The sequence below is a fragment of the Nocardiopsis codii genome, from assembly GCF_036327455.1.
Taxonomy (GTDB): domain Bacteria; phylum Actinomycetota; class Actinomycetes; order Streptosporangiales; family Streptosporangiaceae; genus Nocardiopsis; species Nocardiopsis codii.
Window position 1 is genome coordinate 24,610 of record NZ_JAUZMY010000037.1, and the last position, 22,168, is coordinate 46,777.

Annotated in this window: 25 protein-coding genes; 9 read left to right on the forward strand and 16 right to left on the reverse strand. The window is 68.5% G+C overall.

Annotation, left to right across the window (positions count from 1 at the left end; genetic code table 11):
• Positions 1-54: 54 nt before the first annotated feature.
• The 13 genes from Q8791_RS27170 to Q8791_RS27230 all read right to left on the reverse strand — a co-directional run bounded on the left by Q8791_RS27170 (position 55) and on the right by Q8791_RS27230 (position 7,499).
• Positions 55-267 (reverse strand): hypothetical protein, encoded by a 213-nt coding sequence (locus Q8791_RS27170; protein WP_330094669.1) that lies wholly within the window; start codon positions 265-267, stop codon positions 55-57.
• Complete coding sequence (locus Q8791_RS27175) at positions 258-386, reverse strand: hypothetical protein (protein WP_330094670.1); 129 nt, start codon at positions 384-386, stop codon at positions 258-260. The genes Q8791_RS27170 and Q8791_RS27175 overlap by 10 nt, the downstream gene beginning before the upstream one ends.
• A gap of 379 nt (positions 387-765) precedes the next feature.
• Positions 766-2,838, reverse strand: a complete 2,073-nt coding sequence (locus Q8791_RS27180; protein ID WP_330094671.1) for an FtsK/SpoIIIE domain-containing protein — start codon at positions 2,836-2,838, stop codon at positions 766-768.
• A gap of 91 nt (positions 2,839-2,929) precedes the next feature.
• On the reverse strand, positions 2,930-3,379 hold the full coding sequence (locus tag Q8791_RS27185) for a hypothetical protein (RefSeq protein ID WP_330094672.1): 450 nt from the start codon (positions 3,377-3,379) through the stop codon (positions 2,930-2,932).
• Positions 3,380-3,434: 55 nt separating this feature from the next.
• Entirely contained in the window at positions 3,435-3,614 is a 180-nt protein-coding gene (locus Q8791_RS27190) for a hypothetical protein (RefSeq protein WP_330094673.1), read from the reverse strand.
• Between the two features lie 114 nt (positions 3,615-3,728).
• A complete protein-coding gene (locus Q8791_RS27195; protein WP_330094674.1) occupies positions 3,729-3,923 on the reverse strand; it encodes a hypothetical protein in 195 nt (64 codons plus the stop codon).
• Between the two features lie 33 nt (positions 3,924-3,956).
• On the reverse strand, positions 3,957-4,151 hold the full coding sequence (locus Q8791_RS27200) for a hypothetical protein (protein WP_330094675.1): 195 nt from the start codon (positions 4,149-4,151) through the stop codon (positions 3,957-3,959).
• A complete protein-coding gene (locus tag Q8791_RS27205; RefSeq protein ID WP_330094676.1) occupies positions 4,148-4,432 on the reverse strand; it encodes a hypothetical protein in 285 nt (94 codons plus the stop codon). The genes Q8791_RS27200 and Q8791_RS27205 overlap by 4 nt, the downstream gene beginning before the upstream one ends.
• Positions 4,433-4,669: 237 nt before the next feature.
• A complete protein-coding gene (locus Q8791_RS27210) occupies positions 4,670-5,806 on the reverse strand; it encodes a hypothetical protein (protein ID WP_330094677.1) in 1,137 nt (378 codons plus the stop codon).
• Between the two features lie 84 nt (positions 5,807-5,890).
• Entirely contained in the window at positions 5,891-6,088 is a 198-nt protein-coding gene (locus Q8791_RS27215) for a hypothetical protein (protein ID WP_330094678.1), read from the reverse strand.
• 182 nt (positions 6,089-6,270) lie between these two features.
• Positions 6,271-6,405, reverse strand: coding sequence for a hypothetical protein (locus Q8791_RS27220; protein ID WP_330094679.1), 135 nt, complete (start codon positions 6,403-6,405; stop codon positions 6,271-6,273).
• A gap of 89 nt (positions 6,406-6,494) precedes the next feature.
• Entirely contained in the window at positions 6,495-6,869 is a 375-nt protein-coding gene (locus tag Q8791_RS27225; protein ID WP_330094680.1) for a hypothetical protein, read from the reverse strand.
• Positions 6,870-6,896: 27 nt separating this feature from the next.
• Positions 6,897-7,499: a hypothetical protein gene (locus tag Q8791_RS27230; RefSeq protein WP_330094681.1), complete on the reverse strand. Its 603-nt coding sequence runs from the start codon at positions 7,497-7,499 to the stop codon at positions 6,897-6,899.
• Positions 7,500-7,702: 203 nt separating this feature from the next.
• Here Q8791_RS27230 and Q8791_RS27235 point away from each other — a divergent pair, with 203 nt between their 5' ends.
• From Q8791_RS27235 to Q8791_RS27250, 4 genes are all read left to right on the forward strand, one after another.
• Complete coding sequence (locus tag Q8791_RS27235; protein WP_330094682.1) at positions 7,703-8,443, forward strand: GntR family transcriptional regulator; 741 nt, start codon at positions 7,703-7,705, stop codon at positions 8,441-8,443.
• Between the two features lie 275 nt (positions 8,444-8,718).
• Positions 8,719-10,329, forward strand: a complete 1,611-nt coding sequence (locus Q8791_RS27240) for a hypothetical protein (protein ID WP_330094683.1) — start codon at positions 8,719-8,721, stop codon at positions 10,327-10,329.
• A 422-nt stretch (positions 10,330-10,751) separates the two neighbouring features.
• Entirely contained in the window at positions 10,752-12,017 is a 1,266-nt protein-coding gene (locus tag Q8791_RS27245; protein ID WP_330094684.1) for a hypothetical protein, read from the forward strand.
• Positions 12,018-12,164: 147 nt separating this feature from the next.
• Positions 12,165-13,547 (forward strand): replicative DNA helicase, encoded by a 1,383-nt coding sequence (locus Q8791_RS27250; protein ID WP_330094685.1) that lies wholly within the window; start codon positions 12,165-12,167, stop codon positions 13,545-13,547.
• 526 nt (positions 13,548-14,073) lie between these two features.
• On the opposite strand, the gene Q8791_RS27255 is transcribed toward Q8791_RS27250, so the two are convergent.
• Positions 14,074-14,208 (reverse strand): hypothetical protein, encoded by a 135-nt coding sequence (locus Q8791_RS27255; protein ID WP_330094686.1) that lies wholly within the window; start codon positions 14,206-14,208, stop codon positions 14,074-14,076.
• A gap of 341 nt (positions 14,209-14,549) precedes the next feature.
• The gene (locus tag Q8791_RS27260) at positions 14,550-14,786 is read right to left on the reverse strand and encodes a hypothetical protein (RefSeq protein ID WP_330094687.1); all 237 of its coding nucleotides are present in this window, start codon (positions 14,784-14,786) and stop codon (positions 14,550-14,552) included.
• 849 nt (positions 14,787-15,635) lie between these two features.
• On the opposite strand from Q8791_RS27260, the gene Q8791_RS27265 reads away from it, so the two are divergent.
• From Q8791_RS27265 to Q8791_RS27275, 3 genes are all read left to right on the forward strand, one after another.
• Positions 15,636-16,100, forward strand: a complete 465-nt coding sequence (locus tag Q8791_RS27265; protein WP_330094688.1) for a hypothetical protein — start codon at positions 15,636-15,638, stop codon at positions 16,098-16,100.
• Positions 16,097-16,534, forward strand: a complete 438-nt coding sequence (locus Q8791_RS27270; protein ID WP_330094689.1) for a hypothetical protein — start codon at positions 16,097-16,099, stop codon at positions 16,532-16,534. The genes Q8791_RS27265 and Q8791_RS27270 overlap by 4 nt, the downstream gene beginning before the upstream one ends.
• A 144-nt stretch (positions 16,535-16,678) precedes the next feature.
• Positions 16,679-17,893: a hypothetical protein gene (locus tag Q8791_RS27275; protein ID WP_330094690.1), complete on the forward strand. Its 1,215-nt coding sequence runs from the start codon at positions 16,679-16,681 to the stop codon at positions 17,891-17,893.
• Positions 17,894-18,347: 454 nt separating this feature from the next.
• On the opposite strand, the gene Q8791_RS27280 is transcribed toward Q8791_RS27275, so the two are convergent.
• Positions 18,348-19,613 carry a competence protein CoiA family protein gene (locus Q8791_RS27280; RefSeq protein ID WP_330094691.1) on the reverse strand — a complete coding sequence of 422 codons (1,266 nt, stop codon included), beginning with the start codon at positions 19,611-19,613 and terminating at the stop codon, positions 18,348-18,350.
• Positions 19,614-19,974: 361 nt separating this feature from the next.
• On the opposite strand from Q8791_RS27280, the gene Q8791_RS27285 reads away from it, so the two are divergent.
• A complete protein-coding gene (locus Q8791_RS27285) occupies positions 19,975-20,436 on the forward strand; it encodes a hypothetical protein (protein ID WP_330094692.1) in 462 nt (153 codons plus the stop codon).
• A 354-nt stretch (positions 20,437-20,790) separates the two neighbouring features.
• Positions 20,791-20,949, forward strand: coding sequence for a hypothetical protein (locus tag Q8791_RS27290; protein WP_330094693.1), 159 nt, complete (start codon positions 20,791-20,793; stop codon positions 20,947-20,949).
• Positions 20,950-22,168: the final 1,219 nt, after the last annotated feature.

Below are 22,168 nucleotides of genomic sequence, written 5' to 3' on the forward strand. Positions count from 1 at the left end.
CCGCCCGGTGTCCCGGGCGGGCTGGGTTCAGCGATCGGTTTCGGGACGGGCGCTCTACCAGGGTTCGGCGGTCAGGCGCATCCGGTGGCCGTCCAGGGTCGCGATGAGCAGGGCGCGGTCGGGGCCGTGTGCGCCGACGTCCTCGATGTCCACGCGCACGCCGCTGGCGCGCAGGGCGGCCACGATGCGCAGCACTGTGTCGTCGCCGGGCTGGTCTGGTGCGAGGAGGTCGCGGACCTGTTCGTCGCTCAGCATGCTCAGGCGCACCAGCCGTTGTTGTGGGGCTGGGAGTCGGCGGGGTCGGAGATGTCGTAGTACTGGCCGCACTTGGGGCAGATCCGGTCGGCGACGCAGGCCGGGAGGAGCAGTCGGATGAGGGTGCGCATAGGATCAGGGCCTCTCTGTAATGGGAGAGAGACGGCCCCACCCTGTGCCTGCAAGCGGGGGTGGGGCCGTCGTCATGTGGTGGACCGGGCGGTCCCCCGGCCCCCTCCCGCGCATCGCGGAGGGGGCCGGGCCATCGCCCGGGGATTCGTCACTCAGAGTTCCTAGACGCACCGAGGCGTCTAGACGGTGTCTAGACGCACGCTCCCGCGCCTTTTCGCAGGTCGCGTGAGAAAAACCGAGCGGCGCCTCCAGAGGGCACCTAGAGCGCCTAGAGCGTCTAATCCCTTACGGAGCAGGGGTTTCGGGGCGTCTAGGAGGGCGTCTAGGCCTAGACGGTCTAGACACCCCCGAAGACACCCCCAAGACGCCCACCTTCCGTCACCGGCTGTAGCGACCAGAGGCCTCTTCCAGGGCCTCCCTCGGATATCCGCGCTCCTGCTTCTGCCCGGGCTCGGGGGTGTACCGACTGGCCCTGACCCCGAGGTCCTGCATCACCTTGTAGACGTCGACCACGTCCACACCCATGTGCTCGGCCACGTCCTCCGCTCGCACTCCGCCGCTGGCGCCCATCAGGTCCATGGCCGCGTCCAGGACCCCGGGGGCCTCAGCGCCCGCCGGCGCCTGTTCGACAACGTCGTCGTCGACGTCGCCGGTGTGCTCCCACGGCTCCCTGTCGGGCAGGGCCTTCACGGCCTTGTCCGGCATGGTCCAGGTCTGGATGAGCGTGGGCCCGTACTCGCCGAGGTAGCCGTGGCCCTTCTGGTCCAGGCCGATGTGCTGGGGCCCGTAGTCGGCGTCGTCGTCCAGGGCGACCCGGGCGTGCGTCTCGGACTTGACCCGCAGGGAGAACATCTGGTCCACGTTCGGGGCGATCTGCTGGTGCACGCCCGGCGCGGTCCCGGAGGTGACCGGGTACTGGGTGCACCAGCGCAGCACCACCCCTCGGGAGCGACCCAGGGAGGAGATGTCGATCAGACCCTTGATGGTCTTCTTGCTGGCGTTGGCCAGGACGTAGCGGCCCTCGTCGATGACGGCCATGATGCGGGGGCCGGTCCACACGCTGCCGGTCATGGCCTCAGCTCGACCGTCCATCTCCTGGCACAGCTCTTCGACCAGGTCAGCGATGTCCTCAGTGGAGGTGGCCACCCGCCCCTTGCCCTGCCAGAGCCTGCCCTCCTCGCCCTTGCCATCGATGTAGACTAGGTGGTCGCGCCCCGACAGGACGGTGCGGGCCATCAAGGGGCGCAGCGCCCAGGACTTGCCCGAGCCGCTGGCGCCGCACACCAGCATCCGGTCGTCGTCGGAGACGTCGACGGGCTGACCGGTGTCGGTGTTCACGCCCAGACCGACCCGCCCGGGGTTCCAGGTGGTGTCGATGTCCAGGTGGCGGGTGCGGACCTTGAGCAGGGCCTGGTCGCCGCGGGCCCCGTCGCGGATCTCGATGCGGATGTCGGTGGGCACCTCGAGCAGGGCGCGCACGGCGTCGACCCTCTTGGCTAGCCCGGCAGGGGTGAGCTTGCCGCTGGTGTTCACGACGGCCTCGATGCCGGTGCGGCCCGCGGTGACGGTGCCGATGGCGGCGTCAGCCAGGCCCCGTTCGGGGGCCAGGTCCCCCCACTGGTCCAGGAGGGCGAGGATCTGCGCCTCCACGGAGTCAGCGCCGACCACCCGCACCCCCCGCTGACCTGCGGGTGCCGGGGTGCCGACAGGGGCGCCCGGGGCCACCGCGGCGAGCTGACGGGCCTTGGCCTCAAGTTCGGTGGCCACGGGGACGGCGCCGAGCTCGGCACGGGCGTGCGCCCGCCCCTGAACGGCCAGCCATCCCCAGGCGGCGGGCCAGACCAGCAGCCCCACCCACGCCCCGGTGGCGGCCAGCAACACCGGGCCCACGATCACCGCGGCGGGGATCGCGACCTTGCCGACCAGGCGAGCGGTGCGGGCCCGCAGCACCCGGGCGTCAACCTCCAGCTCCGAGACCTCCCGCCGCTGGAGGCGGTCGGCGCGGCGCTTGGCCTTGACCTGGTCCTCGGGAGAGATGGCGCGGCGGGCGGCCTTGGCGGCCGAGGCGCGTTTGGCGTCGAGTTCGTCCTCGGCCTCGTCCAGCATCTGCTCGCGCAGGGCCGGGTCCATGACGTAGCCCATCGCCACGTCCCACCTGCGTGTCCAGGCCAGCAGGGCGTAGGTGTGGCCAGCCTCCAGTTGGGCCTTGAGCTTGTCGGTGATCTCGGCGGCGCTGATCCGGGCCGGGGACAGCGCCCCGTTGTGCTCGGCGGTGTCCACGACACGTCCCTGCAGGGGCGGGAGCGGCTCGCTGGCCGGCACCCCCCGCTTCTCCCGAGGGTTCCTCTCGTCGGGGTCGGCCTGCCAGGTCACCCCGAGCGGGATGTCGTCGTCGGTGGGTTGGTCGGGGACGGCGCGCAGGTGACGGCCGGTGCCCTCGTGCTGTGCCATGGTGGATGTGCTCCTTTATCGCTGAGGTGAACGGGGAGTGAGGGGCCGCCCGGCGCTGGAGTCGCCTGGCGGCCCCGCCGTATGTGTGGGGTCAGGAGCCGACCGCGCCGCCCACGACACCGGCCACGACACCGGCGCCGAAGGTGTGCACGCCGTCGATGAGGCGGGGCAGCGCCCCGGACCCCGCGCCGTGCGCCGCGATGGGGGTCACGATCAGGGCGGCGATGGCCCAGGTGTTGTAGGTGTGGTCCTTCCACAGGTCCATGACCGTGATGGCGGCCCCGGCGATGCACAGCACCCCGTAGACCACCGACAACGGCAGCGGCTCACCCAGAACCCCCGACACCCATCCAGCGATGGGGCCCACGGCCAGGTCGTCGGCCCAGCCGAGCATGGTCTGGGAGGCGGGCGAGCGGTAGAGCAGCATCGACCCGGCCAAAGCCACCACCAGGGCGATCAGCCCGGCCCCCTTCCTGCCCTTGAGCTTCTTGTTGAGCCAGAACGCGGCGCCGAACATGCAGACCGCGAGGAAGATGAACATCGGTGGTTCCTTCTGTGCAGGCCAGGACCGCTTTCCGGGTCCTGGGGGTGGGGGTTCAGCGGCGCTTGCGGGCGGTGTCCAGGGCGATGACGGCCCCGACGCAGGCCAGCGCCAGGGCGCCCAGGGTGATCACCACCGTGTCGGGGGCGCCGAGCAGCACGGCGGCGACCACGGCCAGCGCGGCAGTAAGGGCTGTGGCCAGGACGTGGGTCGGGATGGGGCGGGTGCCGGGCATGTCAGTTCTCCCTGTGGTGGGGGGTGCGGGCCAGTCGGAGGGCGGCCCAGGTCAGGGCGGTGGCCGCAGTGGCCAGGAGCAGGCAGGTGGCGGTGGTGGCCGCGGTCAGGGCGATCACGCGTCGACCTCCTCGGCCTGGTCGGCGTAGTCGACCTGGTCGCCGTGCAGGGGGTCGGCCCAGATGACCAGGGCGATCCCGGCCAGGGCCATCAGCCCCAGCGCCCAGCCGGGGACGAGGTCGTGGGCAGCGGCCGCCATGGCGGCCAGAAACACGGCGACGGTCGCCAGCGGCACGTTCAGGTACTTCATGGGCTCTCCCAAGTCGGGGTGGATGGGGTGCGTTCAGGCGGCGGGGTTCTGGGGGCGGCTAGCCAGTTCGGCCCGCAGCCGGGCGACCTCGGCGCGCTCGGCGGCCAGGGCCAGTTCGGCCTCGTGGTGGGCGTTGGCGGAGCGCACCACGGCCTCGTGCTGGGCGCAGATCAGGACAGTGCAGGTGCGGTGCAGGCGCTCGCGCACCCACGTGATGAGGGCGCTCATGCGACCTCCAGGTGGAACAGGGGCAGCTGGTCGGCGCACAGCGGGCACCAGTCGTGCCAGGCCACCCGGTGCTTCTTGGGTTCGCGGCACCTCTTGTCCGGCGGTGGGGCCGTGGCCATCTGGTGGTCCTCGCAGGCGGCCACGGCGTCGGCGTACCGGTAGTGCGGGGTCTGCACGGTGGTGGCGCACGCGCACTGCACGCGCCACACCAGTGCTTCCCCGTCGGGGGTGTCCTCGCGGCGGCCGTAGCCGACCTCGGGCCGGTGGCGGATGTAGGGCATGACGAATCTCCTTCCTGGTGGAAGTGGGTGGGCAGGGTGTACACCTGGTCGGTTCGCGTGGTGCCGGTTCACCCCCGCGAGGGGGGTGTCGCCGGTTCGCGCGTCGCCGGAGCGGTGCTGCGGCCCGCCCCAGATGAGCTCTGGGGAGGGTCGCGGCACCCGCCGGAGAGGCGGGGTGGGCACCCCCTGGGCACCTGCTTGTGACCTGCAGGTTCTCCAGGGGGCGCGGGGTGGGCGTCAGCCCTTGTCGAGGTGGCGCTTGACCGTGCGCCTGTCCAGGCCGGTCGCGACCGACAGGGCGTTGGTCGAGGGGGCCTTGCCGGTCTCCTCGATGAGCCGGTCGCGGGTCACCCAAACCAGCTCGGCGTTGCGCTCCCCCTCCTCAGCGGAGGTGCGGGCACCACCCTTGGGCAGCTCCTGTGCGGGGGTGGGCACCTGCTCGGTAGGGCCGGTGCGCAGGGTGGGCGTCTGGGCGGTGCGGGCCTGCGCGGCCATCGCCGAACCGAACCCCGCCCCGAACCCCCGTCCTGTGTCGTCCAGCTCGCTCGCGTCGTCGGGGGCGTAGGCACCCGACCCCAGGGCCAAGGCCTGGCGGCGGGGCGGGGCAAGCAGCTCCAGGCGCTCCTCCATCTCTGCCTTGCGGACTCGCAGGGCCTCGGTCGCGTCCATCTCAGCGAGTCGTTCCTCGACCTGGCGCTTGGTCTGGGCGATCTTGGCGTCACTCTCGGCCTTGGCCTTGGCGTCGTCGCGGCGGATCGTGGCCGCGGCCTCCAGCTCCGCGAACGTCGCCTCGTTCTCCAACGCCGCGAGCTTGTGGCGCTGAGCCAGCGTCAGCGAGGAGTCGTCAGCCGCGGCCTCCTGCGCGGCGTGGATGGCCGCCTTGCGGGCCGCCGCGGCTCGCGAGGAGGTCAGCCCGTGCCAGGCCGCCTTGGCGATGAGCGGCAGGACCGCGAGCATCCCCACCCCCCAGTTGCCCATCTGCCAGCCGTGGGCGGCGAGGATGGCCGCGGTGACTCCGGCCAGACCCCAACCGACCACGGTGTTCCACTGGCTGACGTGACCGGTGGCGGCCTGCCGGTGGGCCATGATCAGCATCCACACCCAGCCGCCCTCGACGACGACGCCGGCGGCGAGCCCGGCCGCGTGCACGACCAAGTCGTCGGAGGCGTGGGCAGCCAGATCCCAGACCGACCACAGGGTGAAGACGGCGGAGGCCAGGGTCATGATCGCGGGGATCAGCCAGAGCGCCGAGCCCGACTGGTTCGGCGGCTCGTTTCGGGGGTCCTCGTGGGCGGGCTCGGTCCGGGCTTGGTCCAGGTCAGGGGTGGTGGGTTCGTTCTGCGCCGCTGCGGGGTTGTGCTCGTTGGTCTGCATTTCGGGTCCTTTCAGGTGGTAGAAATCGGGGTGCGGGGTCCCTGCCGAGTTGCTTTCGGCAGGGGCCCCGTTCTCGTGCGGGGGTCAGCGGCGTCCCTCACGCCGCTTCCAGGCCAACCAGCACAGCGGCGGCCGGGGGGTCTGGGCGGCGAGCAGGTCGTCGGCGATGTCGGCGGCCGCGGCCTGGCGGGCAGCGCGCTCGACGGTGTCCTCGCCGGACAGGACGGGCGCCCACAGGTCGGGGTCGGGGGCCTCCAGCACCATGGGCTTGTTGCGGAACATCAAAGGCCCTGGATTTGTTACATCAGTACGCAGCAGCCTCTACCGACTAACCATCGACAGGGGCTGTTGTTGTGCGTCCTCCAGGGTGCTCAGCCGCTGAGCAGCCGCAGCGCCAAGGCGATCGCGGCCACCAAGTGCACCACGACCAGCAGGTCTCTCCTCAGTGGTCCGGTGCCGACGCTTCAGAAGGTGATCTCGGTGCGCACCACGTTCGGGTCGGTGAAGGGCAGCGAGTCGTACTGGGCGGTGTCCTCCTCCACCACGCCGGTGATGGTCTGGGTGCTGCCGTCGGTGCGGTAGATCGTGACCGTGGCCATGTCGAGCTCCTTCTCATGTGGGGGTGGACCGGTCGGTCCCCCCGCCCCGCCCGCAGGACGGGCAGGCGGGACAGAGGCACCGACCGGGACTAGAAGGGGACCCCGGTCATCTCCTCCAACACCCGGGCGCGGCGGGACTGCAAAGAGGCGATCTTCGCGTCCAAGAACACGAGCAGGTCCGGGGGAGCGGGCAGGGACACCGTGATCTGACCCAGCAGCGGGCCCCGGCCGAAAGCGGTGGCCCTCTTGCCCGTGACGTCGGCGTACAGGGCCCCCTCGGCCGCGTCGGGGTGCGCCTCCACCCGCACGGTCGTGGACGGGGCGAGGAAACGCTGGGCGTAGGCGCTGATCTGCGCGCGGAAGTCCAACTCGTCGTCCGCGTGCACGGTCAGCGGCTCAATGTCGGCGTCCAGGCCGATCCGGTCGCAGCTCACGAGCCGGGTGAAGCCGTCGGGGTTCCTCATGTGTCCTCTTTCCTGTGTGTGTGCTGGTCAGGCGGCGATGCGGTAGTCGGTGATGAGCTGCTGGGCGCGGGCCCGGTGGCGCTCGGAGCCCCGCTCGACGGACTTGCGCAGCAGGCCGATCAGGCCCTCGCGGACGTCGTCGGGGGTGGTCCACTTCGCGACGATGCTGTCGACGCGGTCGGCGGTGGCCTTGGCCTGGTCCCTGGGGGCTCCGATGAGGCCCGCGACAGCGGCCCACACGCGGACCTGCTCCTGTTCACGGCGGCTCTGGGGGTCCTGCTCGGTCTCGTCGGGCTCGTCGCCCGGGTGGTGCGGGGCGACCGTGGCGGGGGCGTCGGGGGCGGTGGCCTCGGGGTAGACCCGCACCTCGGAGTCGTACTTGGCCTCGGGGTTCGTGGGAGCGGGGGTCTGGGCGGTCTCGCCGGAGTCGCCCCAGAGTTCGGCAACCATCCGGTCGCGGTCCGCCATGAGCACCAGCTCACTGGCGCGGCGCCCGCCCAGACGCTCGATCGTGTGGGCGATATGCCAGTCGGTCTCGGTGGTGACGCCCTGGGTGAGCACGCGGACCACGGCGGCGCGGGTGGCGCCGGCGGCCTCCATGACGTCTGCGATCGACAGCGTCGACGGCATCACGTGCTCCTCTCTCCCCTGATGGCGGACAGGGATCACCCCTGCTCGCCGAGCCGCCCCTATGTTCGTGGGGCATGTACGTGTACTGTAGAGCATATATATACCCCGTGTATACACCCCTCTGGAGGGTGTTGTTCAGGGGAGAGGCAGGGTGTAGACCTGGGGTATCCACACAAGGCGTACACACGCCATAGGAGGCGTACATGTCGGACGACCTACAGCGGCCAGCACCGCCATACATGCAGATCGCGGACCACTTCCGCACTCTGATCAGCACCGGCACCCTCCGGCAGGGAGACCGGCTCCCGACCATCGCTCAGCTCACCGAGCGGTACAAGGTCTCCCCTGGCACGGCGGCCAAAGCCATGAGGCAGCTACGAGGAGAGGCGCTGATCGACACGCGCCAGCAGGGCAGTGTGGTGGTCGGTGGAATGCGGGCCGTTCCTGAGCCCGCCGAACGAGCGCAACGGGGAGTCACCTTCGACACTGGCGACGAAACCACAATGACTGAGGTGGGAGTGGTTCCCATGCTCCCGAGCGTGGGAGCGGCCTTGGGGATTGATGCGGACGGACTGAATCGCACCGTGGTGCGCCGAGAGGCGATCACGGCGCGGGATGGCAGCCCATACCGACTGAGCGTGACGTGGGCACATCCAGAGTTCACGGACGCCGCTCCGGAGCTCCTGGAGCCCACACCCCTGAACGTGATCATGCTGATCAGTGAGCGTTCAGATCGCACTGCCACCGCAGGCCGGGACTACTACGAGGCCAGGACCGCAGATGAGAGGGAGGCTGCTGCACTCCACATCGAGGTCGGGACTCCCGTTCTGGCAGGCACGGCCGTGTGGCGGGATGACGTCGGCCCCATCGCGTACTACGAGTACGTGGTTCCGCCACGACACGCAGTGAGCAGCGACTATTCGCTGCTTCCCTCGCGTATTTGAGCCAGAAGCCCGGCCGCACACGCGGCCGGGCTTTCCGCAAGCTCTGGTGTGACTCCAGGGCATGAGGCGTGCAGGCTGGCTAGAGTGCCAGGACAGGCAGGGAGAGATCCCCGCCCCACAAAAGACAGAAGGCCAGGAGCGCCAACTCCCGGCCTTCCACAAACAAGTCAACTGGCGGCTCATCCCCGACCAGACCTCACATTGCTAGGACCACTGTACCCAATGGGTGCCGCTGGTCCACCGAGGTCTCGGGATGGACGCCTGGAAAGGCGCACGTGTCCTCGACGACGCCGCGTGTCAGCACGCGGAAGACGTACAAGATCCACTTCTCCCCCTACATGTGGGTACGCAAAGTGCCCCTGGCCACTCCACTCCTGCACGTCGTGCTGGAGGCCCTGGCCACTGCGGTGGACCCCGACGGGTGCTACTCCTGGCTGAACTACGACTCTCTCTCCCTCCGCTCTCGTGGCGCGAGTGAGAGCGCCGTGCGCACCAGCGTTCGCACCATGGAGCAGGCCGGGCTGCTGCGCCGCATCACTGGCCAGGAGAGGTTCGACATCCTGGACGCCCACGGCGTCCGCTACACCCGGGACAAGCCCCCTCTGCTGGTAGAGATCCTCATCCCCGCCTCGGCTTACTCCGCCGAGGACCTGGCCCGGGTCAACCGGATGCGCACTGACCGTGGGCGCCCGCCGATCACGGCGGAGAGCCGCCCCGACATCACCAAGACCGCGGGGGAGCGCAAGGAGCGCAAGGACGCGGGCAAGGCGGCCCCCCAGCGGCGCACCAAGAAGGACCGGGCGGAGGAGGCGGTGGCCAAGGAGCCACTGCCCCCGATTCCCGAGGAAGAACCGGACCTGGACCTGCCCCTGGACATGGACTTCGAGGACGCACCCGATGTCTCTCAGGCGCCGGATGCCGACAGCCAGGACGGGAGCCACCGGTTTCTGAAACCGGCGGCCAGCGGTTTGAGAAACCGGCGGCCACCGGTTTCAGAAACCGGTAACCCTAGGAGCCCTTACCCCAGTGATGCTGACCCCGATTCCAGTCCGTCCGTGGGTGCTCAACCACAGGGTGGAACATCGCAGTTCCGCGGCCCGGACGGACCGGATGGAGAGGGATCAACTCAGCGGGACGACGACCAGGACGTGAACGGGGCAGACGGGGACGCTGCGCGCCCCGCACAGGCCCCCACCCCGGACTCCGCTCCGGTCACCGAGGAGCCCCCTGCCGAGGTGCCGGCCCCACAGGTGCCGCCCACAGCGGCGGAGCTGCTCGTGGACCAGCTCCTGTCCGAGACCGCACGTCTGGGCGCGGTGCCCCTGGGTGACCCCGTCGAAGACCGGCGGCGGCTCGTGGCCATGGCCCAGGCAGCCCTGGACGGGGGCATGACCCCCATGCGGCTGCGTGAGATCACCTCTGTGGGCCTGCACAACGTCCAGCGCCAATGGGCCCTGGCCACACGCCTATCGATCCCTGAGCGTTTCTCGCGCGAACACCAGGGGGCGTTCGGCGGAACGCCCATGGGCGGAGGAACTGCCGCTCCTCGCCCGCGGTGCCCATGGCACCCGAACTGCACCACCCTGGACGCCCGGGGCCGATGTGCGGAATGCGCCGAGGCCGAGCGGATGCGAGCGCTCGCGGCCGGCGAGGTGATCGAGTACAGCCTGGGCACCGACGGCGTCTGGCGCGACCACACCGGCGCCCAGGCCAGCGAGGACGACGAGTTCAAGGGGCTGAGCGAGGCCGAGATCGCGCAGATGATGGCCGACCGGGCGCGGATGAGCGCTGAACTGGCCTCCCGGCCCGACCGGGTCCACGCGGCGGCAGCCGCCGCTCGGCGGCTGCTCCAGGGACCCGCCACCGACGAACTCGTCGACGCCTGACCCGCAACCCTATTCTAGCCGCCAGACCCGGAAAGGCAGTCATGTACGACCGGATGGAAATGCTGCGACTCAGCGCCTGGCTACGCGTGGAGATCGATGAAGAGCCCTGCGGCACGAAAGATCCCCGTGATCGGGATTCCCGCGGGCCGTGCTCACCAGCCCGGACGCCGGTCACTTAGGTATCTGGCAGACCGCACCTGACCCGTGCTCCGCATAGGAGCAACGGCCTTTAAGGTCGAAGCATTGCCCCAAAGCAAAAGGCGGGATTCCCGGTTGCCCCCCGGGATTCCCGCCTCTACAGATCGAGCTGGTCGATGCCACGACCGGGACTCACAACCTGCACGCTATGACTCCATCGTACCCACTCGGGGCGCGGAGGCACACGTGAGTCCCATCGCGGTGTCGGTCTGGAAAGCAGACCCATGAGCATCGAGGCCTACGCCTACGTGCGCCGCCTCACCCTCGGCAAGAACCCCGGCCGCAAGCTGGTGCTGGCCAACCTCGCCGACACCGTGGACAACGACACCAAGTCCTGGGCCATCAAGCCCGTGGTCCTGGCCGTGGACTCCGAGATGGAGACCCGCCAAGCCCAGAACCACCTCAAGGCCCTCGCCGAGGACGGCTACATCAGTGCCCTGGATCGCTTCAACGACCAGGGCAAGCAGACCGTCAGCCGTCTGCGCCTACACGGCCCGTGGGACCTATGGGGCGGCACTGGCACTCCCTTCCCCGAGTCCGAGCAGCCCAAGAAGGACCGGCGTCTGGACACCTACACGGCCCAGGAGGTCACTGACGAGGACCGCGCCGAACTTCGGCGCCGTTTCCAGGACCTGGCCGCCCGCGAGGGTTTCTTCAGGGATGGCAAGCCCCGAGCCCGGTGGCGGCTCGGATCGCGGGCGCACTCGATCGTGTACTGGTACGGCATCGGCAACACCGTCATCCACGCCAACCGCAAGGCACGGGTCGTGGAGATCACCGACAGGGACGGCAAGCACAAGGCCCCCACCCGGGTCCGCCTCGACTACGGCAACGGTCCCACCAAGGCGTGGGTCCGAGTCGAAAACCTCACCGACCCCGCGAAAACCTCCGAGGAAAAACCCAGTTCAGATGGGGTGCAGCCCAGTGCACCCACCCCAGATTCAGGGGTGCAGCCCAGTGCACCCCTTCCTCCTCAGTACTTGTCCGCTCCTCGTCCTCAGGCGGCTCAGGACTCCACAGACGACTGCGGCCGCCCCGAGCCGGGGGACACAGCAGAAGAAGAGGAATCGCCTTCGGCTGAAACACAGCGGGGCGTGCTTCCGGTGGACCTGGTCGTGGAAGCCACCGACGCCACCCACGAGGAAGCCCAGCAACTCGTGGAGGTCCTGCGCCCCGAGGCCAAGAAGTCCCTGGGCGGACTGATTCGCCGCATGGCCGAGAAGGGCGACCTTGACCACCGGTTGTGGCTGTTGCGTCGCCAGCGTGCGCCTCAGTCCCGCGCAGGGGCCACGGGTGATGGTCGGGCGGCCCGCTGCTCGCTGCACGTCCCGAGCCGGGTCCCCTGCGGTTCCTGCCGCGGTGACCTCGCGGGTGTCGGTGCCGCCTCCCAGGCCGTGATCGACCTGTACATCTCGCTCGGTCCCGACGCGGCGACCTTGCGCCCGGACCTGGCCCGTCACCCCAAGATCGCGGCCCTGGCCGCCGTATAGGCGCACTACGCGACGCCGCCGATCAACCTGTACCAACAGCGGCGGCGACCTCAGCCACGTCCTGCACAACGAAATCGGGGCCGGACCCTCGAGCTACCAACCCCGGGTCCGGCCCCACCACCCCGTGAACGAGATGGAGATTCCAGTATGACCGACCAGCTCAACGGCGACCGCGAGGCGTTCGTGTTCGACAGCGTCGAGACCGACGCGGTCCTGTCCGACGTCAACAGCGAGATGTCGCTGCTCGGGTGCCTGCTCACGGTGGGGGAGGCCGCCGCAAACGTCTCCGCGTTCCACCAGGCCGCCGAGATCATCCGCCCGGCGGACTTCTACCGGCCCGCCAACCGCATCATCTGGGAGCGACTGGCCGCGATGGCCGACCGCGGCCTGCCCATGGAGTTGCCGACCCTGAACGCGGAGCTGCGCACCGCCGGAGACCTCGACCGCGTCCAGGGCACCCCCTACCTGCTCCACCTCAAGGAGCAGGGGCTCACACCAGCGAACGCCGCTTACTTCGCGAAGATGGTCGCCGACGTTTCCATGCGCCGGCGCATGTACCAGACCTCGATCTCGATCGGCCAGATCGCACGGACCGGCAAGGGCGACATGATGGCCCTGGTCGAGGAGGCCGACGCCCAGTGGGGGCAGGTGCACGCCACCGACACGGCCTCGGCCGACGGGGTCGAGCACTTCGGCGACGACATGGTGCCCGACCTGATCGACGACCTGGCCTCCGACGACGACCCGATGGGGGTCCCCACCGGCTACGCCGACCTGGACGCCCTCCTGAACGGGTTCCACCCCGGCGAGCTCATCGTCGTCGCGGCCCGCCCCGGCGTCGGCAAGACCACCCTGGGGTTGAACGTGGCCACGCACGCGGCCAGGAACGGCCACAAGGCCCTGTTCGTGTCGCTGGAGATGAACCGCCGGGAGCTCGGGCACCGCATCCTGTCCGCCCAGACGTCCCTGCCGTTCTTCACCATCCGCAACAAGCTGCTGACGGAGGAGGACTGGGCGCGGCTGGCCGCCCACCGCGAGGAGATCGCCTCCTGGCCCCTGGTCGTCTCCCACAACCCGGCGATCACGTTCCCTCAGGTCAAGGCGGAGATCCGGCGGCAGGCCCGCAAGGGGCTCAAGATCGCGGTGGTCGACTACCTCCAGCTCCTCCAGGACCCGGACTCCAAGTCGGCCGACAGCCGTGAGCGCGAGGTCGCCCTGATGACCCGGGGCCTGAAGGTCCTGGCTCAGCAGCTGGGGATCCCCATCGTGGTGCTGTGCCAGCTCAACCGGGACTCGGCGAAGCGGGAGGACAAGCGCCCGCACGTGCACGAGCTGCGCGAGAGCGGCGCCGTCGAGCAGGACGCGAACGTCGTGTTGCTCATCCACCGTGAGGACGTCTACGACAAGGACTCCCCGAGGTCGGGGGAGGCGGACCTGATCGTGGGCAAGAGCCGCAACGGGCCCATGACCGACGTGACCGTGGCGTTCCAGGGGCACTACAGCCGCTTCGTGGACATGGCCCACGGGTAGAGCACGTAGTCCGCCACGACCAGAAACAGAAGCGGTGGCTTCTGCTGAAGGACTTGGAGCCTGTGGCAGAGGAGGGGAAGGAAGTAACTACGGCCTGACGGCCTGTTGGAGTCGTTGTCCCGAGCCACAGGGGCCCTTCGCCGCGGTCTTGGTCCGGGCGGGGTTCTGGCGCCTGCCACGCATAGTCGTGCGCGTCGGGTGGGCGCCAGGTTCGCGTTCGGCTGCGGGGGTCCCGGGGGCTGGCCCCCGGGTACCACTGGGCGCTCGCCACGCCCCGCGAGGGGCCGCGGTGTTGGTTCCTCTGTTTTGTCGGGTAAGTCCTGCTGGTATCGGTACAGACCTCCTGAACAAGTCGTACAAAGCGTGTATCGTCGGGTGTTGACCATCTGGATATTCGAGGATCAATAGTCGGTAGGTAACTTCGGGTCTCTAGGCGTGAAAACGGGGTCTGCCACCGCTATTCCGGCCGGATGGGTAGCAGACCCCGCGTTGAGACATCGGCCCTGGCGAACCAGTAGCTATCTGGTTAGTTGGGGCCGAAGTCGTTGAGCCACCTGTTCAGCAGGTACGACACGACGGCCTTGGCGGCCCCGGACAGCAGTGCCACTGCCCACCAGGGGGTTTTGGCCTGTCCGTCGTCGTCCTTCTGTGTCTTCTTCATGGCTCGTCTCCTTCGTGAGGACCGGGGTGCCCTCGACGGGGCACCGGCGACCGACCTCGCGAGATCCGATCGTCGGTTCGGCGCTCAGAGGGAGACGCTTAGAAAGTAGCGCATTAGCTGGGGAATGGCTTAGTTCGGGGGTTTTGGATGGCTTCCTGGCTAGTAATGGATTAGGGCGTTCCAATCTCCAGGGGGATAATCAGCCTAAATCGTGGGCCTGTCGGCTGGGGCAGCCTTGTTTGGGAGGGGGCTGGCGGTCGGCCGTGGTGTTCGCACTTCGTATCTGTGGCCGGGGACGGGGTCCGCCGCACACGCGGGGGGCGTGTGCGGCGGGGGTGGGGTCAGTCCTGTGTGGTCGGCTTCAGGAGGAGTGCGAGTACGCAGATGGTGCCGCTGGCGGCTCCGCTGGCGACCAGGAGTGCTCTGGGCCAGCTTTGGTCATCTGCTAGGCACAGTGCGGTGGTGATGGCGGCGGCGGTGACGGCTGCTAGCAGGATCAGGCCTGCTCGTTGGTCGATCATGGGTGTCCTCCGGTTGGAGGAGGTGGCCTCGTGCCCTGGTGGCCGAGTGCTTTTCATCTCCGCAGGTATCTCCGGCCCTGCCCTTGGCAGGGCGAGTGTGGCTCCGGGCCTGTGCCGTCAGGACGTCGTGTGGGCCAGCGGTGGCAACGAATCCGCGCGGGGGTGGTGGTCCGCGTTGGGGTGTGAAGGGTTTGCAGGGTTTGCGTTAGGTCGGGGGGTCCAGGGGGGCTGGCCCCCTGGTTTCGCTGGCGGCCCGCTGTGGAGTGGTGTGGGTCACTGTGGTGGGGTCCTGGGGTCGACCCCTCGCCACAGGAGGTCGCCCGCCAAGGTTTTGGCCCGCGCGGGGTTCTGGCGCCTGCTACGGAGGGGGCCGGGCGTCGGGTGGGCGCCAGGTTCCCGCGTGGAACCGGGGGTCCCGGGGGCTGGCCCCCGGGTACCACCAGCCCCTCGGTCGCCCCGAAGGGGCGACTCTCCACAGCCCTCCCGTTCCTTTCTAAAGAACATTTCGCGGCCAACCCTGTTCTGAACTGCAGAAACGAAAACATGAACGTGGTCCTGGGACCACGTTCAGAACCCTGAAGGTGGCTCTGGACCCCACATTCGCCCGGACCGACCCAGGACTGGTGAGGAGGGTTCCGAGCCAGCGACTCACGACACGCCCGGCCCCGTCCGGACTACGAGTGCACGAAGGTGGTCCCAGGACCACGTTCAGAACCCGAAAGTGGCTTCTGAGCCCCCTTTTAGTGCTCACCCCGTGCACTCCAAACCGCTACGGTGTTCACCACGAGCACCACCCGCCCCCAGGCAGAAGCCCCACGACACCAAAGCGAGGCACATGTGACACCGAGCGCGGACCGGCCTCAGCCGCACGAGAAGACCACCCCCCACTCCTCCATCATTCAGCCCGTGCGCTTGCGCCGCGGCGACCGGGCCGTCACCGTCATCGAACCCCGCCAAGTCCCGGCCCAGTACGACTTCCTTGGCGGATCCTTCCGCCAGATGGCTAGTGCCCTGGGGCAGATCGCGGTGGAGTACGACCTGTCCAAGCGCCAGTGCCACCTCATCCTGATGCTGGCCGGCAAGCAGGAACGGGGCGGCCTGATCAAGATGACCCAGGCCGAGATGGCCAAGGAGATGCGCTCCAAGAACCAGCCCGAGGGCTGGGACCGCACCGACGTGTCCAAGATGCTCACCCAGCTCCGCAAAATCGGGCTGATCTATGCTGTACCTGGTAAAAGGGGGCAGTACCGGTTCCGACCGGAGGTCATCTTCCACGGCACCAGCGCCGAACAGCAGGCCGCGATCGCGGAGATGCCCGAGAGCGTGCCCGAACTGAGGTTGTCTGCGCAGGGGAGGAAGGCCCAGCCATGAGGGAACCCCACCAACAGCACGAAAGCGTGATCGACGACGTGGAGATCCACGTCAACAGGGAGGCCCTCGGGGCCCTGGCCGTCTTCGACCTCACCCAGACCGAGCTGAAGATCCTGCTCCGCCTGGTCGCGCTCATGGAGCCCGGCGGCACGGTGATGGCCACGCGCGACGACATCGCCACCTACTTCGGCATCGGCCCGACCTTCGTCAGCAAGGTCACCACGAAGCTCAAGTCCCTGGGGCTGGCCTGGCGCACCGATATCAACCGGATTCAGATCAACCCCAACTTCGCCTTCAAAGGCACCCGCGAGGCATGGATGGAAGCCGTCGAGGCCCTGCCCGAGGACGCTCCCCAGATCCTGGTCCCCGCCTACGAGGTACGGCCTCCCCGCGCGGCCAGCTTCCGCGGAAAACGCCACCTACGCGCAGTGTGAAGTGGCACCTGGAACCCTTCCAGAACCAGCCCAGCTGCGACCGCCCTGCCCTGGCCGGGCCTAGGCGGAAGAAAAACCGCAGAGCGCCACCGGGCCTCCAAGCACTGTGGAATTCTGGCTCTTCGCCTACCCCTGGAGGAGCCTGTGGCCCCCATCGAGCTCGAGGTCTACACTGACGACCCCGCCTCGGTCGCCGCCCTACGCGCGTACTGGGACTTCGACGAGGACACCCAGACTTGGGCGCAGACCGTCACCGAAGTACGCAAGCAGCATGCGTTGTCCCAACCCCAGATGACCCGCATTCTGCGCACTTGCGGAACCGTGCGGATGCTGAAGAGCCTCTGCCCCACCTGCGGTGAGTGCGCCACTGCCTCGAACCGCTCCGAGTACGCCCATCGGATGACCATGGCCAACGCCCTGTGTGAGGCGTGCCAGGCCGCGTCCCGGGCTGCCCAGGCCCAGGCAGCCAAGGAACGTTCGGCTGTGCGCCGGGCCAAGCTCGCGGAGACATTCCCCGTCTTCACACTCGAGCGCGCCCCAGTCCAGAAACTCTCCTTGTTCCAAGCCGTGGCACTGCAGGCCCTGTTCAGTGACCCCGCGCTTGAAGACGCCGGCCTGACCACCCCCACAACCGGCTGGCCCAAGGAGCGCCCCTGGGCCCCGGCCAACCTGTACGTGGACTACGAGCGGCGCGTGCTACACGCCAAGCCACCGACGCTTTTTGCCCACCCCGACTCCCACGTCGACGCATTCGACTGGGAGGAAAAGGACGAACCGAGCGGGAGCTTCTATCTGGGCAAGGTCAGCTACTACCTGCTCGGTTCACACCACCACCTGCCCGACCGGGTTCCCGGCCTCCTCAACGACCTCAACCACGTCTTTCGCGAGGGCCCCTGGCCCACCGCGTGGCTGGAGCAGTGGAAGGCGCTGTGGGATGAGCTGGTGCTCTCCTACGCCTCCGCCTACCTCGACATGAAGTTGCGCGAACACCACCTCGAGATGAAACAGGGAGACGGTACCCGCACCGCACTAGCTGACGCGCTGGCCACCTTCAGCCTCGGGCAGGTCTTCAATCTCATCTACCGGGCCACCAAGGACGCTGCTGCCTACTACCAGCGCGGAGGCGTGAACAAACGCCAAGCCGCCAACAGCACCGTGGGTCGCATCAGCAGCGGTGCCGACCGAGCCCGCGCCAACGGTTGGGAGATCAAGTCCTTCAACCTGCCCTGGAACCTGCCGCTGTCCGCTATGGGCGAGATCTTTTTCCACAAGGTCATGTGGCAGGCCGACATGATGCACCTGCCGGTGGGCGAGGTCCGGCCACCCGAGCACGCCTCGGAGGACGAACCGCAGGGCTGATCCACTGTGGCTGTCCGGCACGAAACATAGCGATGGCGGCGATGACCAGTACGGTGAGCAGGATCAGGCCTGTGCGTTCGTCGATCATGGGTGTCCTCCGGTTGGAGGAGGTGGCCTCATGCCCTGGTGGCCGAGCGCTTTTCATCTCCGCAGGTATCGCCGTCCCTGCCTGTGGCAGGGAAACTGTTGCTCCTGCTCCGGAGTCTGTGCTGACAGGACGTCGGGCACCACTGGGCCACCACGAACCCGCGCTCGCCGTGGTCCTGCGGGATTCTGGCGCGGACGGAGGCCCGCCCCAGGGCGTCCAGGGCGCGCAGGGTTCGCGTTCGGTTCGGGGGGTCCATGGGGCTTGCCCCCTGGTACCACCAGACACCCGCCGGAACTGAGCTGAAGAACTTCGCGGAGACCTCTCAGCGGAGGGTCCGCACTCATCCGACGCGGACCCCGCGGTAGATCAGGCTTCGAGGCGGTGCTCGTAGCAGTACCGACCCGCCAGGTAGGGGCGCGTGGGCGCCGAGCCACACCTACGGCACGCAACGGCCTCGGACACGCCAAGGCCGGCATCGAGCCACTGCTGAGCGGCATCCCGCCCGGTCCCGGGATCGGCATCTTGAGGGGCACGGGGGGAAGGGATCTCGCCCGCTGTCGCGGGCTCGGCCTCCGAGGGAAGCCGGTCCAAGGTCCCCACGATCACGTCACCGCGCACGACCTCGGTCACAGTGGCCCGGCGCCGCATCCCCTTCTTGGCCTTCTCGGACTTCTCCCCCTGGTGCAGACGCGAATCCCACGACTTCTGCCCGCGGACGGGCTCACCCGGTAAAGGCGCGGGCTTCTCCTCCTCCAGCTGGTACCCGGTGGCCTGCCGGTACACCTCACGATCAGCGGGGGTGATCCACCGCCGCCGAGCCCCCTTGAGGTCAGTGGGCAGCGCCACCGGGACGTACAGGCCCGAAGCGGTCTTGCCGACGAAGTCCTCGATCGCCTCGGCCACGTTCCCCCACTGGGTGTGCCAGCCCGCGCAGTAGAACACCTGCGGGTTCTGGGGACAGCGCCCGACCAGGTCCCGACACCGCACGAGCTCGAGCTTGCTCAACCCCGCGCTGACGCGCAGCGGACGCCCCAACCTGATCAGCTCCACCGGGAGCTGGTTGCTCATCGCCCAGGGCACGCGGTCGATGAGGTTGCGCGTGTCGGAGTGCGCGCTCCGGTCGGTCGTCAACCACGAGGGGATGCGCCCATCACGCAACGCGGTGTTGTTGCGCCTGGCCAGGACCGAGGTGTTGACCGCACTCACCTGGACCTCGTGGCCGATGCACTGCCCGTCGGGGCCGATGACCTCCACATCGGCACGGCCCTTGCGGTCGGCGGTGTTCGCCTCCATGCGGACACCGAACCCATGGGCCTCGGCACAGGAGGCCACACGCTCCTTGAGCGCCACGTGCTCGGGGCTCTCCGGCTTGTAGCAGGGGCCGGCATCGGACTTGTGGTGCGCCACGATGAGCCGGTCCCCGCGCCTGCGCAGGTACACGGAGGTGGAGAGGCGGTTGATCTCCACGCACCGTTGGCACTCCAGCACCCCGGTTCTGATCGGGCGCCGGCGCTCACCCGGGGCGCCGCGCAGGGCGTAGACGACCTCGACCGGCACACCGAAGTCATCGAGGTTGGGATCAAGAACGATGTTCTTCTCGGTCCAGCGGATGAGGGCAAGTTCCCTGGCCACAGAACCTCCCGGTTCCAAAAGAGGGGAAGACGTTGGAACGGTGGATCTCCACACGCAGTGGTAACACGCGGCCATGACATTTGAGTGTTTGTTCTCCGTTCTCCTCTTCGCTCGGACACTGCACGAACCCCCTCGTCAACGCCCTGAGCCTCTTGCTGGAACCGCCCACCAGCAAGGGTTCCAGGTGTCAGAATGATGTCGTTTTCGGAAATCCCTATCAGTCTTCTAGGGTGAAATCGGCCTTCTGGTGTGAATGCGGTCAAAATGCGCGAGAAAATGACAAAAAAGGATAATCGCAACTGCTGCTCCCTCTCGGCTTCCTCGAGTCGCTCCTGTGGCCGGGGCTGAGGCGGCAGCACCGATGGAGAGGGAACGCGCCGCAGTACTGGCCGACCGGCTCCTGGGCGAGAAGGACTGGCCCCAGGACGGCGACCGGGACCGGGTGATCGAGCGCATCATCCAGATGAGCGAGCAGGGGGCCAAGGAGCACGTGATTGTGAATGCGGCCAAGAGCGTGCGTGCCAAGAGCCGCCCGGTGAGCTTGTTCATGGAGGTCACCTCCAGCAAAGGCCGCTGGATTGCCGCGGCGCTGGCAGGCGCCCAGATCTACCCGGCTCCCGGGGTCGCCCCACCTCGGGAGCCGCGAGTTGAGGACGAGGAGCAACCCCAGTCCTGGGCGACCATGTGCAAGGTGCACGGTATGGCCCTGTACTCCTCCTCCCCGGACGAGATCCCCACCCGCTGCTCGCGGTGCGAGTCCGAGGGGGACTACTCCGGACGACGCAACGCCCGCCCTCGCCCCCGTCTGACGTTTGGAGGGTGAGCGTCAGCGTGGTCTCGAGATGAGGCCCCCACCTCGCTGAGGTGGGGGCCTCATCTCGACCGGTGCGCGTGTGTCCGGGGTTGGCCCTTTCATCAACGCCCCGCAGCGTGGGTGGACGCGGCAACAAGCCTCTGGAGGGCCCGTCGGTCACTCACAATCAATAGCAAGTTATAGACAAGAGTTCCTTTTCGGGATGGTTCGTTCTTTTTCGCGTGTGGTTGCGGTGTTTGCACTGACCAGGTGTGGTTCGGGCTGTGGGTGGGGGCTTCTTGGGGGGCGGGGGCGCGGGTCCGGCGGCGGGTGAGGTGCGCGCAGGGATCTGGCGATCCGCAGGAGAGAGCCGGGAGGCACCCCATGAGGGCAAGGTCCAACCGTTTCAAGGCCGCTGTTGCGGCTGGCATGGTCGCGGTGGTGCTCGCGACGGGCGCGGCGTCGTGCACGGGCAAGAGCAAGAAGACCCGGTGTGTGGCGGTCGAGCCGGTGAGCGTGAGCCGGACCGTGGCGTCGCGGTAGGGGGAGTTCGGTCGGGTGGTTTGCTGACCACCCGATAAGGGTAAAATATACAGTGAAGGGTGAGGGTGTCGCACCGCCGGGCACCCCGCCCCTCACCCCCAGCACCACCGTTGCTTGAGAACTCCACAGAGAGCCGAGAGGAGGTGAGCGCCAATGCGCGGAGCGCCGCTGAACACCGTTCTTCGGAACGGAGGGGAGGAGCCCGAGCCCGCCGGTGAGGGAGAGCACCCGTGGCCGGACACCACGATCACCCACCCCAAGGGCAAGTGAGCGCGGGGACACCGGGAACCGTCCCGGTGCCCCACCCACCGCCGGGCACCCCGCCCGCACAGAACCGAGAGGAAGTGGCCACATGAACCCCACGATCATCCTTCGCAACTCCCAGGACGGCGAGCCGGACAAGGACGGGACGATCAACACGCCCCGCCGGACGGAGACGCCGCACCCCAAGAAGCCGTGAGGCCGGGGGCACCGGGGCAGGCCCCCGGTGCCCCACCCACCGCCGGACCCGCGCCCCCGCCCCCCAAGAGGGTGAGAGCGCAGGTATCTCGTTTCTGGTGCGCGGGTATGGCGTCTGGCTCGGGATGGGGTGAGAGTCCGGTCGGGGTCCGCGGTGTGGGGGAGTTGGTGGAGGCGATTCCCGGGGCCGGGTTCGGGGATTGGGCCGGCGGTCGGGTGGTGTGCTGGCCGGGGCAACTCCTGGTTGTGGATTCAGGGAGCAAGTTATAGCTGAGGGTGACCTTTTTGGGTCGTTCTCAGTTTTTTGTGTTGTGTTGCGGTGTTTGTGCTGGTGGCGGTGGTGGGGTGGTGCGGTTCAGGGCTTCTTGGGGGGCGGGGCGCGGGCCCGGTGGGGGCTGGTGTGCGCGCAGGGATCTTCGATCCGCAACACCGAACCCCGAGAGAGGGAAATCATGCAGAAGTTCAGGGACGCCGTTCGCAAGCTGGGCACCGTGATGAAGGGGTGGTCCTGCCCCCGCTGCTCCACCTGGATCGCCGATGGCGGTTCGTGCCCGAACCCCCAGTGCAAGTGAGGATCTGAGGGTTTAGCTACCCGGCAATAGGGTAGAACATACAGTGAGGGGCCGGGGTGTTCGAAGCACCGGAGGCCACGGCCCCTCACCCCGCAGCTTGAGAACTCCACAGAGAGCCAGAGCCCAGGAGGCAGGCATGAGCCAGCAGATGAACCCGATGAAGGACCGTTGGCCCGGCGAGCAGGAGC